Annotated in this window: 13 protein-coding genes; 5 read left to right on the forward strand and 8 right to left on the reverse strand. The window is 36.5% G+C overall.

From position 1 onward, the window contains the following. Positions 1 to 2: 2 nt before the first annotated feature. The 4 genes from EDF66_RS00865 to EDF66_RS00880 all read right to left on the reverse strand — a co-directional run bounded on the left by EDF66_RS00865 (position 3) and on the right by EDF66_RS00880 (position 4,641). Complete coding sequence (locus EDF66_RS00865; protein WP_132839854.1) at positions 3 to 1,265, reverse strand: HmuY family protein; 1,263 nt, start codon at positions 1,263 to 1,265, stop codon at positions 3 to 5. An 87-nt stretch (positions 1,266 to 1,352) separates the two neighbouring features. Beyond that, positions 1,353 to 2,594 carry a hypothetical protein gene (locus tag EDF66_RS00870; RefSeq protein WP_132839856.1) on the reverse strand — a complete coding sequence of 414 codons (1,242 nt, stop codon included), beginning with the start codon at positions 2,592 to 2,594 and terminating at the stop codon, positions 1,353 to 1,355. Positions 2,595 to 2,610: 16 nt separating this feature from the next. After that, entirely contained in the window at positions 2,611 to 3,705 is a 1,095-nt protein-coding gene (locus tag EDF66_RS00875; protein WP_132839858.1) for a hypothetical protein, read from the reverse strand. A gap of 33 nt (positions 3,706 to 3,738) precedes the next feature. Then, entirely contained in the window at positions 3,739 to 4,641 is a 903-nt protein-coding gene (locus tag EDF66_RS00880) for a hypothetical protein (protein ID WP_132839860.1), read from the reverse strand. 440 nt (positions 4,642 to 5,081) lie between these two features. Here EDF66_RS00880 and EDF66_RS00885 point away from each other — a divergent pair, with 440 nt between their 5' ends. After that, positions 5,082 to 6,059: a helix-turn-helix transcriptional regulator gene (locus EDF66_RS00885; protein WP_132839861.1), complete on the forward strand. Its 978-nt coding sequence runs from the start codon at positions 5,082 to 5,084 to the stop codon at positions 6,057 to 6,059. A gap of 9 nt (positions 6,060 to 6,068) precedes the next feature. Here the strand turns inward: EDF66_RS00885 and EDF66_RS00890 are convergent, their stop codons facing one another. Genes EDF66_RS00890 through EDF66_RS00900 form a run of 3 tightly spaced genes read right to left on the reverse strand, consistent with a single transcriptional unit; the run spans position 6,069 to position 8,811 of the window. Continuing rightward, complete coding sequence (locus tag EDF66_RS00890) at positions 6,069 to 6,896, reverse strand: heme ABC transporter ATP-binding protein (RefSeq protein WP_132839863.1); 828 nt, start codon at positions 6,894 to 6,896, stop codon at positions 6,069 to 6,071. 12 nt (positions 6,897 to 6,908) lie between these two features. Further along, positions 6,909 to 7,964 (reverse strand): FecCD family ABC transporter permease, encoded by a 1,056-nt coding sequence (locus EDF66_RS00895; RefSeq protein WP_132839865.1) that lies wholly within the window; start codon positions 7,962 to 7,964, stop codon positions 6,909 to 6,911. 10 nt (positions 7,965 to 7,974) lie between these two features. Beyond that, positions 7,975 to 8,811 carry a hemin ABC transporter substrate-binding protein gene (locus tag EDF66_RS00900; RefSeq protein WP_132839866.1) on the reverse strand — a complete coding sequence of 279 codons (837 nt, stop codon included), beginning with the start codon at positions 8,809 to 8,811 and terminating at the stop codon, positions 7,975 to 7,977. A gap of 134 nt (positions 8,812 to 8,945) precedes the next feature. Here EDF66_RS00900 and EDF66_RS00905 point away from each other — a divergent pair, with 134 nt between their 5' ends. From EDF66_RS00905 to EDF66_RS00920, 4 genes are all read left to right on the forward strand, one after another. Continuing rightward, positions 8,946 to 9,527 carry a biliverdin-producing heme oxygenase gene (locus EDF66_RS00905; protein WP_132839868.1) on the forward strand — a complete coding sequence of 194 codons (582 nt, stop codon included), beginning with the start codon at positions 8,946 to 8,948 and terminating at the stop codon, positions 9,525 to 9,527. Next, positions 9,517 to 9,819 (forward strand): hypothetical protein, encoded by a 303-nt coding sequence (locus EDF66_RS00910; protein ID WP_132839870.1) that lies wholly within the window; start codon positions 9,517 to 9,519, stop codon positions 9,817 to 9,819. The genes EDF66_RS00905 and EDF66_RS00910 overlap by 11 nt, the downstream gene beginning before the upstream one ends. Positions 9,820 to 9,851: 32 nt before the next feature. Further along, on the forward strand, positions 9,852 to 10,556 hold the full coding sequence (locus EDF66_RS00915) for an HmuY family protein (protein ID WP_132839871.1): 705 nt from the start codon (positions 9,852 to 9,854) through the stop codon (positions 10,554 to 10,556). A 366-nt stretch (positions 10,557 to 10,922) separates the two neighbouring features. Next, on the forward strand, positions 10,923 to 13,316 hold the full coding sequence (locus EDF66_RS00920; protein WP_243655965.1) for a TonB-dependent receptor: 2,394 nt from the start codon (positions 10,923 to 10,925) through the stop codon (positions 13,314 to 13,316). A 77-nt stretch (positions 13,317 to 13,393) separates the two neighbouring features. Here EDF66_RS00920 and EDF66_RS00925 read toward each other — a convergent pair whose 3' ends face one another. Then, positions 13,394 to 14,158 carry an NADAR family protein gene (locus EDF66_RS00925; RefSeq protein WP_243655966.1) on the reverse strand — a complete coding sequence of 255 codons (765 nt, stop codon included), beginning with the start codon at positions 14,156 to 14,158 and terminating at the stop codon, positions 13,394 to 13,396. Positions 14,159 to 14,256: the final 98 nt, after the last annotated feature.

The raw sequence follows: 14,256 nt of genomic DNA on the forward strand, positions 1-14,256 counted from the left end.
CATTAATTTTTTGTTTTCAGATTTCTACTTCCATCTTTCTGGATGAAAAACCTAAAGGTCATGTAGGGATTTGGCCAATTGGGGTCTGTCAGTACCTCAGGAGCTCCCTTATACATACTGATCAATTGCATTTTTCCATAGAGATATGTGCCATCAGCTTGTTCTAATCGGAGATAGTAGGCTCTGTAAGGAAATGGCTTGGCAATAAAAGTACTTCCGTATTCATACCATGAATTAACTCCAGGACCAAATTGAGATGTGTAACTGATCAATAGATTTTCGGCGGGCCTATTATCGAAAAATTCATCTTCAGGAGCTTCATTCATAAAGTCATAGCCATAATTATACATAATCAAAGATGATTTTGTAATCGGACTTCCTGTGCTTGGTCCTATTTTATTACGTCCATTATTTAAAAAGATAGTGCTATTCATTTCGCCGGTAAAAGCAATATCCCATTCTGAAGTTTTTAGGTAACGTGCAGAATCTGCTGCATCGCGAATAAACTGTTGCCAGCCATCCTTAAAACGGAATAAAAAAATGCTATATTTTCCAGCTTCCTTACCGCTCTTACCAAATTGTACTTGCACAAAATCTGTATTCTCATTGTAATTTGCATTATTTGTGATCAATTCCCAAGCCATACCGTTATAGCGATAAACACGGAAATTTTCATTGTCCCGATATGCCCAACCTAAACTTGGAGCAGCCGGCGGTATACTTGAAAAACCTCTCCAGTTAATCGTTATATTTTTCCGATCTTCTTCCTTGAAGTTCACTTTAATTTCCATTTGATACCAATGGTTTGAACGACGAATGTAATGTAGATTGGTTTGTGTATTTAAATATGCGTTATTATTAACCGCATTAGCTGGGTGTACAGTTGCATTGGGTAGCCATTTAATCTGGGCTTCACGAGCTAGAACTGCATCTTTCCATTCCTGAGCAGACATGTCCACTTGAGCAATCTCTATTCCTTCTGCAGCATTGATAATTTCATTTTTAATAGGTACAAAACGTATAGAATCTGTCCAACGTGATGTGTAATAACGTTGTCGCAAATAAATATCTCCAGACTCTAGCTTTTGTTCCCAACCATCTGTGGCCAAAGTATCTCCTGGCAAGTCATACACAACAGTACTATGGGCATCTTCAAAATTTGGTGTTAAATCTTCTAATTTATAACAGGAGCTCAACAGCAGCAACAATACAGATATATTAAACAATTGAAGTAGCTTGTTTTTACTTAAGGATTTTATGTACATGAGGTATGTCTTCAGTAAAAGTATATCTCAGGTAGATTTTCCAGTAGAAAACGCTACCCAAGATACTTTTTTCAAAATATTTAGTAATTAATTATCCAGAGCTTTCGTGATCCTTGTCCCTTCTGGCATAGGAAAAACTTTTTTAGCTAAACTATATGAAGTGGTAGACCTTCTATCTTTATAAGCGAATGCAAAAGATACCGATATCAAATCTGCGGGATTTTGGATCACGGCCAGAGTTGCTTTGTGTTTAACCTGATTGCCAACAATGGTCAAGTCTTTCGCGAGGACATTGTGATAAGAAACAACATTGGCACCTCGATTATGGAAAATATATTCAATGCGACTCAAGTTCTTTAACGGGTAATATCCAACTATTTTACCATCAAAATCATCATGAATGTTATCAAAATTAAAACTCATTTCATCTCCAACACGCAAAGCTTGTCCAATTTGATTGAATTTAAAATCACCTTTTAAATAGGCTGGTGGTGGAGGTCCAATGCTTATTTTATCCCCTTCAAATGTACGTCCGTTCATTTTAAGAATCATTTGATGCATTCCTGTGTCCAGCACGGAGGTATATTTTGGGAAATCTGAATTGATCTTATTTTCGGTCAAGGTTTCAATATTGGATTCGATCTCGAAACCGTCACTTAAACGTCTTAAAAACACGCGAAAATCTTTTGATGGACCCTGTCCAGAAAGAAAGTACTCGCCCTCAATTGTAAATTGATGTTTTTTTACAAAAGTCTCTAAGGGCATTAGCTCGGTCTTACCAGATCTAGCATATAGCATCTCCACCTTTTCTGCTGTTTGATCCTTACCTACAAAGAAATAATAACCTGCCGGATCTGGAGCTCTTAAAGATTGATAAGGATCCAATATCCCGTGTCCCCAGGCCATAACTGCCGGTGCACTCGTTTTCTTGAAAATATTTGGTATCGGCGTATTGACTAAAGGTATCAATCGATATTCTTTAATGGTACCATCCTCTGCGGTTACAGTAAATACGGTCTTGTCAGAAAATGGAACCGCCTCACCAGAAGCAGGTTTAATACTTGCCGCATTAGCCACAGAAATCCTAGGACTAATGGTATTGGGCAACGCTAAAGAAGGATCCCAATAAATACTAATGCTATCTCCCGCTATAACAGCATTTAAAGAATCTAACCCTTCGATTGGAGACGCTATTTTAAAACTTAAAATATCGGTGTAGGGCTTTTTTAGATATTCGTATTTTGTTTTTTCACAAGATACGGTCAAAAGAGATGAACCGATTAAAGCCGTTGCTAAGATCGATAGACCTAAGTTATATATATTTTTCATATTGTTGTCGTATTAGTTATTTTTTAGGTGTTATCTCAAAGCTTGTATTAAAAACACCAGTACGAATACCTTTACCATAACCCGTATTTGGTGCATAGTCAAAATAAATAAGTATCTGATTACTTGTAGATTGATATGTCCCATTAGGTAAATCAGGCATAAGCAGTTTCACCTCTCTTCTATTCTGTGAAGCAACTTTAAGTTCTATTTCTTTACCAAAAGAACTCAGTGGGAATCCTGTTGGTACTTTGGCTGGTTCAAGTATAACCATGTACGCGCGTTCTATCTCTAAGTATACACCTTGCCCAGAAGTACTGCCGAAAGAAGAAGGGATAAAAGTGATGCTATCACCTACAGCATAAGTTTTTGGGTTATCAAAAAATGATGGGAAAGGCATCCCGTAATAAATCTCCATATCCGGCAATTTTACAGTTCTGCCTTGATGTTCAAGTTCAACTTCGTAATTTCCTGCTATAGCTTCTGGCACGATATCGACACTCATGGTATAATACGCCTCACTAGGAGCTACTGAAATAACTTTAGTAAAATCTTTATACTTTTTCCCAGTGGCTTTATCCGTAAAAGTAAAGTGGGCAAATGTACTGGTTGAAGCAAAATTTCCATAAACCTTAAACGGATCTGTTGCTGCTTTCCGTTCCGTTTTTGTATCGGTCATAGCAGTGGTGTAGCTAGCTGTCAACTCCTGATTAAAGGGAAGAAAATGTAAACTTAAGGTATAGGTACGAACGGCATTATCCTCACCTTTGACGCGATAGCTGACCGCATCACCGACACGCACCGGTTCTACACCACCGTCGAGATTAATTTCTTCACCTTTCTCATCAATTAATATGGCACCTTTATCCATTTTAATTTGTGGCACGAGATAATCAACGCCTAAATAATAAGGTATGTAAATATTGATTGTATTTTGATCCTGATCAATAGCGCCCATAAGTTGCTGTTGACTATTTATGATCTTATATTCGATCATTTTGTTCTGAGGTTCCTTTTCGAAATCTACTTGCTCTGTCTTAGTACATGAACTTAAAAAAATAAGACCCAACATACTGAATAAACTTAGGCGTACTGCATGTATTATATGTTTCATTATTGTTAATTATTTTGATATTTAAATCGATTATTATTTTCCTACTGTTACTTCTTTATTGGACATATTCACCGTTAGAGAAGGTTTTCTAGCAACAAATCCAAAACGTCTTTCATCTGCCTTGATCACCATATAGCGGAAAGTGTAAATGGGTACGGTGTATCCGCGACGCATGACCAAAGGATCGCTGACTCCTTTGTATACGGATTGTGTTTCTAGTTTAACATAATTTCCTCTTGCAGTTTTAATGATCATGGTGCGAGGTCTTAGAGGTTTTCCTTGTAGATTTTTAGCCTTTGGAAAACTTTTCACCAGATCTTCGGATAGGCAGTACAACATGTGTCTATATTGATTAGCTTCTTGGGCCGCTTTAGGATTAGATTCATCATAGCCCGTTACTTTATCTGGCCTAATAAAATTGCCTCCAAAAGTATAAACGACATGGCCCATTTCATAGCTAAGCGTACCTTGTGCATCTAGGCCAACATTTCCAGGAACAGCAAAACTGATATCGTCTGGTACATGCGTTAATTTACTATATGGTGTATCTAAAATAGCAACCTCTCCTATTGCTGAACTGCCATAACCAATACCCGGTGCACGACCATTATTGACCGAAATATTGCTTCGAAATATTCCTGAAAAAGATAAATCCCAACGTTCTGTACTTTTATAATTTAGATTAATGGAAGAAAATTTTTCCAAACTAAATAACATCGGATCCATCTGATCCAAAGGATTGTGTCCCAATGGAAGATTATCGCCATAGTTTTGAATATAAATCTCTCTATTGAATACGGAGTCACTCAAAGGTGTTTCAGGTTCCCAATCAAATCCATTGAGATCGTAAACATCGCCACAAGAAATCATAGTCATCATAATCCCAAATAAAGCGGTGGCATATTTTATCCTTGTATGTATTCCTTTGTTTATCATTTTAAATTGTATATTATTATACTGCGTGATTTATTATAGTTGCTGTTGCAATCAAATTGATTTTTTTACTGCCTAATTGACCTTTTACCTGACTAAAAGTTAAATAATACGTGTATTTACAGGTTATTTTAGAACATCATTTCACAAAGTGTTCGTTATTAAATCTAATTCTAAATAAGGCATTGCAAATGTGCCTAATCTATATTAGAAAGCTTATATGCAATCCGTATTATTTTATATGCTAACCGTATTATTTAAGCTTATTCTTTCTAAAATCATGTTTAATTCAAAAATTACAGTGGAAAAGCGAAGAATCGTTTTATACAACCAGGAATGCTGTCATTCTATGGTAATATCCGTGCTTATTATTTTTAATTAGTCTACACTGCTAGTATAAATAAGAATATTTAACTATTTTTGTTAAAACATCCAAGACAATCATGTTAATAAAATCCCGCATTGAAAATATCGATGATTACCTTTTTAATGAAGAGGTTCCTGATCATTATATCCCTAATTATCTATTGGATCAAAAAGATATTTTCATTAGCAGCGATAATAAATTTTTAAGAACAAAGCAGCTTACTACGGGTGGATTATTCTTGGTCCATGCAGAAATGCGTTTTGACTCCCCTACTCAGATTTACACAGAGGTACAGGGTGAGACAATTACGAGTCAATTTATATTTTATAAAAAGGCCATTGACCAGATGAAAGGTAAGCCAAATGCTCTGTATGGAAAAAGTAGACATAATATACGCTATATTCCTACCACGACAAATGAACATGAGATCAAGGAAAATATAGATTATATGTATTTTCTGATTGTTTTAAGTAAAGATTACTATTTCAATTTGATTGATCGGCACTCCATATTACACGAAGACTTTGTTAGGGAAATAGAATTTGGAAATTACACTTCATTCGCTCCGGAGGATTTTTTCGTTACTTTAGAAATGCGCCGTGTTATTGATGATATGATCAATTGCAAACAAGAAGGAGAACTAAAGCGTATGCATACGGAGGCACATATTTTGGAATTACTGATGTATCAATTGGAACAATTGGGCGGTCGAGGTCAAGAACAAGAAATCATACGCGGTGATGATATCCTTAAATTAGAAGAGGCCCGCGATATTTTAAAACAACGTTACACCGTTCCCCCTACTCAAAAGGATCTATCCCGTGAGGTGGGAATCAATGAATTTAAATTAAGAAGAGGATTTAAGGAATATTTCGGTATTACAGTATATGATTTTATAACCAGGCTCCGGATGGAAAAAGCAAAAGATCTACTCTTGATTGATCAAATGAGTATTTCTGAGGTTTCAGCGGTAGTCGGATTCTCTCATCAAAATAATTTTAGTATTGCTTTTAAAAAATACTTTGGTCTCCCACCAAGTGAGTTGAAAAATTAGATTGATGTTTTATGCTACAAATTCGTTTGCTTCCTCTTTATTAATTTTTAATGATGCGATAGTTACTTCTTTGGGGATAATATAAGTACGTAAGGTCCGCGGGTTAACGACTATTTCCGCATCTATTCCAAATATGGTGTATACATTTCTGGTATTCAGCACTTCATGAGGTGTACCATCCATCATTTTCCGCCCATTTTTCATTAGCAATAACCGATGGGCATATTGTGCCGCAATATTGATGTCATGCAATACGCAAATTACCATCCATCCTTTTTCTGCCAAAGCTTTTGCTATTGCTAATGTCTGATGCTGATATTGTAGATCTAGCGCTGAAATCGGTTCATCTAATAGAAGCAATGCTTGAGGAGTATCCCATACCTGCGCTAAAATCCGAGCTAAATGGACCCGCTGCCTTTCCCCTCCTGAAAGACTTAAAATAGAGCGGTCTGCAAATAGATCGATCCCACATAGAGACATCGTTTGTTGAACGACTTCTAGGTCTCTTTTTTGCGGAGAATTAGTAAAATGTGGATAGCGCCCCATTAATACAACTTCTTCAACAGTAAAATCTGCCGCAATCTGTGGTTGTTGCACCATAGTGGCTCGTATCAGGGCGAGTTCAAGCTCGTTATATTCGGTTAACAAGCGTCCATGTAGTCTTATGGCACCTTTGGTGTTCTTGTATTCAGTACTTAAAAGTTTAATTAAAGTAGATTTCCCTGCACCATTTGCACCCAAAAGTGCAACCAGCTCACCTGGCTTTACAATAAAATTAATACCTTTTAAGGTATCTCTTTCATTAATAGTATGCGATATATTTTCAGCAATAAGCATAACGACTTGAAATTAAACGATGATCTTTTTTTTATCTCTAATCAAAATATAAATAAACATAGGTGTCCCCAATAAAGCTGTCACAACACCAATAGGTATTTCGGAAGGTATAGCAATGGTACGTGCTATTAAATCGGATAGGGTAAGTATAATACTCCCAAATAATGCTGAAGCAATCAATACAAAACGGTTATCTGATCCACCCAACATTCGAACAGCATGTGGCACCAATAAGCCTACAAAACCAATTATACCTGCGACCGAGACTGCCGCTCCAACAGCCATTGTCGCTAGAATAATTACTCTGAATTTTACCCGATCCGGACGTTGTCCCATTTGCTTTGCCTCCTGCTCACCCAATGCAAAAGTGTTTAACGCCTTAGCTTGCATCGGTAATAGTATGAAGGCCAACATAACAAATGGTAATAAGGTAAATACAGCCTCCCAACTCGCCCCTCCTAAACTTCCCAATAGCCAAAAAGTAATTGTACGCAACTGTTGTTCATTAGATAAATAAGAAATTAAGCCTGTCAATGAACCTGCCAATGCATTAATAGCTACTCCTGCCAGAAGCATAGTTCCGATATGAGGCCGTCCCTTATACAGGGAAATTCTATACACAAACCATGTTGCAATTCCAGCACCTAAAAATGCTCCAAATGCAAGTATATAATGCCCTAATAATTGTCCTATAGCTGTAAATAACAACGATTCAAAAGCAATAATAGACGCTGCCATTAACGAAGCCCCTGCCGATATACCAATGAGGCCTGGTTCTGCTAAAGGATTTCGAAAAACCGCCTGAATTGATGCTCCCCCTAATCCTAAGGCTGCGCCAACAAGTATTCCCATCAGTGTGCGTGGCCAACGAACTAATTTAATCACGCCATCGGATAAACTGTCCAAAGGGTTATCTAAAAATAATCCCATCGATTGGGCCAGTGATAAAAGAACTTCTTTAATTGGGATATATATAGCACCAAGACTAAGTGAAAGTATAGAAACGATAAGAAGTAAAATTGTAAGAACAATAAAACTGAAGTTTTTCTTCCTAATTTTAAAAGCCATTTATGGTTTATTATGGGTATAATAGTTTGTTTAATTCGGCTATTGCTTGAGGCAATCTATTGGCAAAGTTGATCAATAAGGGACCGTTCATAGAGATTATCCGACCTGTTTTTCCTGCATTGGTCAACGAAACACCTGGCATACGCAAAATACCTTGCTTTCCTCCAAGGCTCGATGCACCAAAATCAAAAAGTAGGATGATATCCGGATTTGTTTGTATCAAGGATTCTGTGCTATAAGGTTTAAAATCATTAAATTCCTGAACAGCATTTCGACCTCCCGCTAATGAAATTATAGCTTCAATATGACTGCCTTTTCCTGCGACACTCATTAAACCAACTCCCTGCGCATATACAAATAAAACCTTCGGCTTTTTATTTGCACCATTCAATTTTACCATCACCTTTCCTAATTCTGCATTAACTTTATTCGCTAATTGTACACCAGCTTGTGGCTCTCCAATGGTATTTGCAACTTCTCGAATAAAACGTTGTGCACCTTTTACCGAATATTCTTGTTGTATAATCACCACACGGACTCCCAACTTTTTTAATTTTGTCTCTACTGCCATCGATAATTCAGCAGGTGGTGCTAATACCAGGTCTGGTCTAAATGACAATAAACCTTCAAGGGAAACATTTCGATCCTTACTAACCCGTGGCTTCTTATTAATTTCCTGAGGATACTCGCTGGTCACATCAACGGCAACAATCTTTGATCCTGCCCCCAAGGCATAGGTGACCTCACTTAATGCAGTACTTAGTGTGATTATACGTTTTGCTTGAGCATGTAGCGTCTCCCCTATAAAAATGAAGCAGACGAGAAATAGAATAGGATAATGTTTCATTGTACTACAAAGGAAAGCTTTCAGGGAGCTATAAACAAATTTTTATATAGACTTATTAAAAATAATACGGATTGCATATAAATAAATACGGATTGCATATAACAACAACTAAAAAGAGTGGTCTAATTTGTATTATGATAAGTAATGAAATAAAACGAGCCACTCAGGTTGCTCATCAGCAATTAGAAAAAGCGGTCATTCTTGAAATGAAAAACATTCGTTCGGAAGCCGATTATGCGCAAGTACTAAAGAAATTTTATGCCTATTTTCAAGCTGTAGAACAGGCTATAGAACCTTATGTCACTCCGGCATTAATGCCACACTATACTGACCGTCGGAATTCCTTATACATTAAACATGATATTGAAGCATTAGGTGAACATACCGATGATAAGTTAAATGCAATAGCTCCATCAATTAACAGCCACATTGAAGCTCTGGGAGCTTTATATGTTTTGGAGGGTTCAATTATGGGGGGACCATATATTGTGCAAATGTTAAAAAAATATGGTATGAAAAATGGCTTTAGCTTCTTTTCGGGCTATGGAGAAAATACAGAAAAAATGTGGAACTCTTTTATCGAAGTCTTGAACAATATTGCCCACACCGAAGTCGAAAAAACAATTTTGATCAGAACTGCAGAGCAGACTTTCAAAAATTTTGGACTTGTTTTCCAATCTGCTATCGATACTCAATCTGCTCATTATGAAAAATAGCTTGAATCAGATACTGGCTAAATTGACTGATCAGGGATACATGATTAGCCAGAGACGTCATATCATTATAGCCGCTCTTTGCCGAGCTCAGAAAATTGAAAGCATTGATGATTTCTGGTATGAATTGAGAAAAAAGCATCATATTGGTTGGTCTACGGTACATACAACTGTGCGGCTTTTAATTAGTTTAGGTTGTCTGCTGCCACTTCATACCCAAAACAAACAAGGTCATTTTCTCATCATTTATTCAGAAAATATAGATTGCATACAAAATAATACGGATCGCATATAAAATCTTTAAAATAAATTATACACTTTTGCATCATGACCTTATTTAGAATTAATATAAATAAAATATTTATTGCAGCATTGCTTTTTTCAGCCTGTACAAAGGATGATCAACCTGCAACAAAACTTGACGATGGAAAAAGTACCGTAATCAACGACTTAGCAGGTGATACACGCGCTTCCATATCGGATGGTGTTGATGGTAAAGAAAAACGTCCTTTCTACACTTTTTTATACAGTTTTAAAGATAAAAAACAGATCTGGATCAGAAATCAGGCAGACTCGGCGCAATGGCTCAATACAGATAAGTGGGATATTGCTTTTACAGGTAATTATAACAGTGATATCTATATCAATAATGGAACTATAATAGGTAGTCCTGGATATAAAAATTCCATAAATAATACGGCCATATTATTTGTCGATCAACCCTATAATATTGTAAATACGGCTCCTTCTGATGGTGAATTTAATCAAAGTACGATTCGGATGGTTGGTATGGCTGATAGTAAAAACACACATGGTTGGTATGCTTACAATCTAACCAGTCATATTATGAAGGCCTTTCCGGATAAAACATATGTACTGCGACTGTCTGATGGTAAATATGCCAAGTTGCAAATATTAAGTGCATATAAGGGTAATCCTCCTGGTGTTACGGATATGTATTGGCCAGCTCCTTATCTGTCCTTTAGATTTTATGTACAGCAAGATGGAAGCAAAAACCTCAATACAAAATAATACAACTAGAATATGTGTAAAATGCATGACAACAAAATAGACACAAGCATCTGGCGGGATATTAACTATAAATTCCTGATCAGAATTTTACGATTTACGACCCTTTAACAGTTTTATTTACACACAATATATTTTTAAAAATAGTGAAAAGTATAAGAGCTCATCTGTATTTATGACAACGATCAACACCATAAATACAGATGCTATTACAGTTGCAAGATAGCTATTGTTTTACTCCCACTCTGCCATTATGGTTTATTATCTAAGATTGACAATAGGCCAGTGTATCAAACCATTAAAAATATATATTCCTTAGCCATGTTCAGCTCAATTACAGCTATTTGCGCGTTCAAAAAAAATGATTACATGCTATTCCACAGATACCGTAACCTGAAATATATCTTGTTTTTTGTTGCAAATGTAGCGATTATGGAAGTGCAGGCCCAACATACAGGAACCTTTCGAGGAAAAGTATCTGACAACATGAAAAGACCGGTATCTGGGGTCACTATAACCTTAGAGCCTGATAGAAAGATTACGCAGTCAGACAGTCAGGGTAATTTTATAATTCCGAAACTCTATCCTGGTGTCTATCAGGTACGAATGGCTCACGTGGGTTTTGAAACTTATATGGATTCCACAACGATACGAATTGGTGACACTACTGAACAACAGATACACCTGTTCCACAGCAGTAGGACAATCGATGAGGTGCAGATTCAGGGCGAAGTAGCTGTCAAAAATCCATCTCCAGATAATCTGATAAAAATGGAAAGAGCTGGTATGCCCATGCAGGTTATCACTAGACGTACGATAGAGCTAATGGGAAGTCGTAGACTTGATGAAATACTTAAAGAGCAAACAGGGATGGCTATAGTAAATAATGTCACCGGAGGTAGCCGCTCTGTTGGTGTACAGATACAGGGATTCGGAAGTGAATATATCATGATCCTAATTGATGGACAGCCCATGGTAGGCCGTAATAATGGTAATTTTGATCTTTCCCGTATTAGCGTTAGCAATATCGAACGCATTGAAATCGTAAAGGGTGCTTCCTCCTGTTTATTTGGTAGCGAGGCATTAGGGGGAGCGATTAATATCATTACCCGACATGGCGCTATAGATCCACAAATTGCAGCTTCATTCAATTATGGTACCCTCCATATTGTTGATGCCACTGTAGATGCTGAACTCCCATTTGCACATCAACGCGGTACGATAAACTTCAGCACGAACTACTATCGGACAGATGGTTTTAACACAAACCCTTATTTAAAAGATGGATTGAGCAGTCCTCCATATGAAAATTATAGTATGCAGACGCGCATCCGATACCGTACCAGTAAAAATGGTACATTAGGCAGTAGTATCCGTTATGGCTTAAGACAATCATACATGCCTAAAAACTGGGGTGATGGCTGGATATCAGGAGATAGTCAAGATGAAAAAGATCTCAATGTTTCTTTGACCTACGACCATAACTTTCGCTCCGGATGGAGGAGTATAAGTCGTTACTATTTAAGTAATTATATAGCTGATGAGTTCATTCAATTAGGAGATCAGATCGCCGCTAACAATCGTCTACAATTCAGACAGCAGATACACCGTTTTGAACAACAATTCGCACGTCACTTTAAAAAGGGATTACAGATTACTGCCGGTATTGGAGCTGGATTAGAAGTAATGGATGATGAAGCCATAGAAAATGCCAAAGATATGATTACCTATTTTGGCTATATACAAGGTGATAAACGTTTATCATCTAAAGTTAATTTATCAGGAGGTATTCGATATGATCTTACCAGTAATTATGGTAACAAGATCAACCCCAGCTTAGGTCTGCAGTATGAACTTGCCAAATCATTAACATTAAAAGCAGGTATTGGTACCGGATTCAAAACACCAGATTTCCGCATGCGTTACTTAATTTTCTTCAATCCAGCGGCTAATTATCTTGTTATTGGAAATGAGGTTTTGGGAAAAACGTTAAATGAAATGCAGGATAAGGGACAGATCAGCGAAATTCGAAATTATGTCGTGAATCAATTAGATCGCAATCTCTCTGCTGAAAGAAGTACTTCTTATAACATGGGACTTACTTGGAAACCAACTGCCACATTTTCTATTGAATCTAGTGTATTCTACCACCAAATAAGAGATCAAATAAATGCTATTCAAGTCGCAACAGGGACTGGTGTGAGTCAGATATTCTCCTATCAGAATTTACCTAAAGCCATCAATAAGGGATTAGAAATTTCCAGCACTTGGAATCCGATCACCGATCTAAATCTACAATTTGGTTATCAGTACCTAATCTCAAAAGATATGAGTGTAATCGATAGCATCCGTGCAGGAAATTGGCCCTATAATCAAAATCTGCGAGATCCAAAGACCGGTAATCACTTCGTTCCTCGTACATCTGATTACTGGGGGATAGAAAATAGATCGCGCCACATGTTTAATATCCGCGCGTTTTACACCTATAGACCATGGAATACCAGTATGTCATTGCGAGTTAATTACCGCGGTAAATATGCTTTTGAAGATTATAATGGCAATCAATTTATTGATCGATTTGATACATTTGTTCCTGGTCACTATTTGATCAATACCTATATAGAAAAGAAACTATATGGTCAGCATGTTACTTTAAGATTTACTGTGGATAATCTTTTAAATTTCAAAAATATGTTGATGCCAGGACAGGCTGGACGGTTGTTTATTGGAGGATTGACTTATAGGTGGTATAAAGGGGATTAACTTTTTAAATATATTTTTGTAGTAATAATATAGAGGGGAAACCTCCTCTATATTATAGTAATTTCTCTTTTGTGTATTCAATCATAAAAGCTTTGCCATTCATATGGGCATGTGTTCGTCATTTTAAAAATCATTTTCTCTCTGTCATCAAGTCCATTATAATATTCTGAAAATTGGGTTAGATAGTCCTCTCCTTTTCCCATCCTCCAAAACATATCATTAATATCCATATTAGGGAATTTCTTCCACGGCGGTTGAATGGAATTCTCAAGTGGCTTGAAATGTCCAAATTGTTTAAAAAAATCACGCACATACATTAATGCAAAACCTAAGAGATTTTCTCCACGCCAATTATAAATATTTTCAATATCATCGTTATCTACAGCAATACCAATTCCCCAAATTACATCAACCGGACTTGCTTCTACCAAAATTCTATTTTCTGTTTGCAATAGATAATTTGCTAATCTTGGATGTTGATTGAATTTATGTATATTTCCCATTTTTACAATTTCAAATTTATGCTCATTCCAGATTTGTTGATCATAGCCTAGGATTTGTCTGCCTAGTTCTTTTGCTTCTCCAGGTTTTTCACAATTTATGATCTTATCAAAAAGATTATCATCACCGAACAGTAGAGCTTTGTGAGCCATCATCCAGTGTTCAGAAGTTTTATAATTAACACTGTCAACCGTAAAAGGGCAATCAAACCATTGGCTAAAACAAGATTTACTTACCACATCTTTATGTCTATTTTCATGCCCCCAAAAGAAAATATATTTCAAGGTTTCACCACTTTCAAATCTTTCAATTAACCAATCTATATCGTATTTTATCTTCATTTTGATGCTATCAAGTCTATCCAATTGATATTGAGATTTTTAAATTTTATTATACCGTATCTTAGAGTGTGTTCAATTTAGATAATATCTAACATTAA

Source organism: Sphingobacterium sp. JUb20 (assembly GCF_004342035.1).
GTDB lineage: Bacteria > Bacteroidota > Bacteroidia > Sphingobacteriales > Sphingobacteriaceae > Sphingobacterium > Sphingobacterium anhuiense.

Excerpts from the sequence above, each read along its gene's own strand:
- EDF66_RS00865 (WP_132839854.1), bottom strand. The coding sequence starts at position 1,265 with ATGTACATAAAATCCTTAAGTAAAAACAAGCTACTTCAATTGTTTAAT.
- EDF66_RS00870 (WP_132839856.1), bottom strand. The coding sequence starts at position 2,594 with ATGAAAAATATATATAACTTAGGTCTATCGATCTTAGCAACGGCTTTA.
- EDF66_RS00875 (WP_132839858.1), bottom strand. The coding sequence starts at position 3,705 with ATGAAACATATAATACATGCAGTACGCCTAAGTTTATTCAGTATGTTG.
- EDF66_RS00880 (WP_132839860.1), bottom strand. The coding sequence starts at position 4,641 with ATGATAAACAAAGGAATACATACAAGGATAAAATATGCCACCGCTTTA.
- EDF66_RS00885 (WP_132839861.1), top strand. The coding sequence starts at position 5,082 with ATGTTAATAAAATCCCGCATTGAAAATATCGATGATTACCTTTTTAAT.
- EDF66_RS00890 (WP_132839863.1), bottom strand. The coding sequence starts at position 6,896 with ATGCTTATTGCTGAAAATATATCGCATACTATTAATGAAAGAGATACC.
- EDF66_RS00895 (WP_132839865.1), bottom strand. The coding sequence starts at position 7,964 with ATGGCTTTTAAAATTAGGAAGAAAAACTTCAGTTTTATTGTTCTTACA.
- EDF66_RS00900 (WP_132839866.1), bottom strand. The coding sequence starts at position 8,811 with ATGAAACATTATCCTATTCTATTTCTCGTCTGCTTCATTTTTATAGGG.
- EDF66_RS00905 (WP_132839868.1), top strand. The coding sequence starts at position 8,946 with ATGATAAGTAATGAAATAAAACGAGCCACTCAGGTTGCTCATCAGCAA.
- EDF66_RS00910 (WP_132839870.1), top strand. The coding sequence starts at position 9,517 with ATGAAAAATAGCTTGAATCAGATACTGGCTAAATTGACTGATCAGGGA.
- EDF66_RS00915 (WP_132839871.1), top strand. The coding sequence starts at position 9,852 with ATGACCTTATTTAGAATTAATATAAATAAAATATTTATTGCAGCATTG.
- EDF66_RS00920 (WP_243655965.1), top strand. The coding sequence starts at position 10,923 with ATGCTATTCCACAGATACCGTAACCTGAAATATATCTTGTTTTTTGTT.
- EDF66_RS00925 (WP_243655966.1), bottom strand. The coding sequence starts at position 14,158 with ATGAAGATAAAATACGATATAGATTGGTTAATTGAAAGATTTGAAAGT.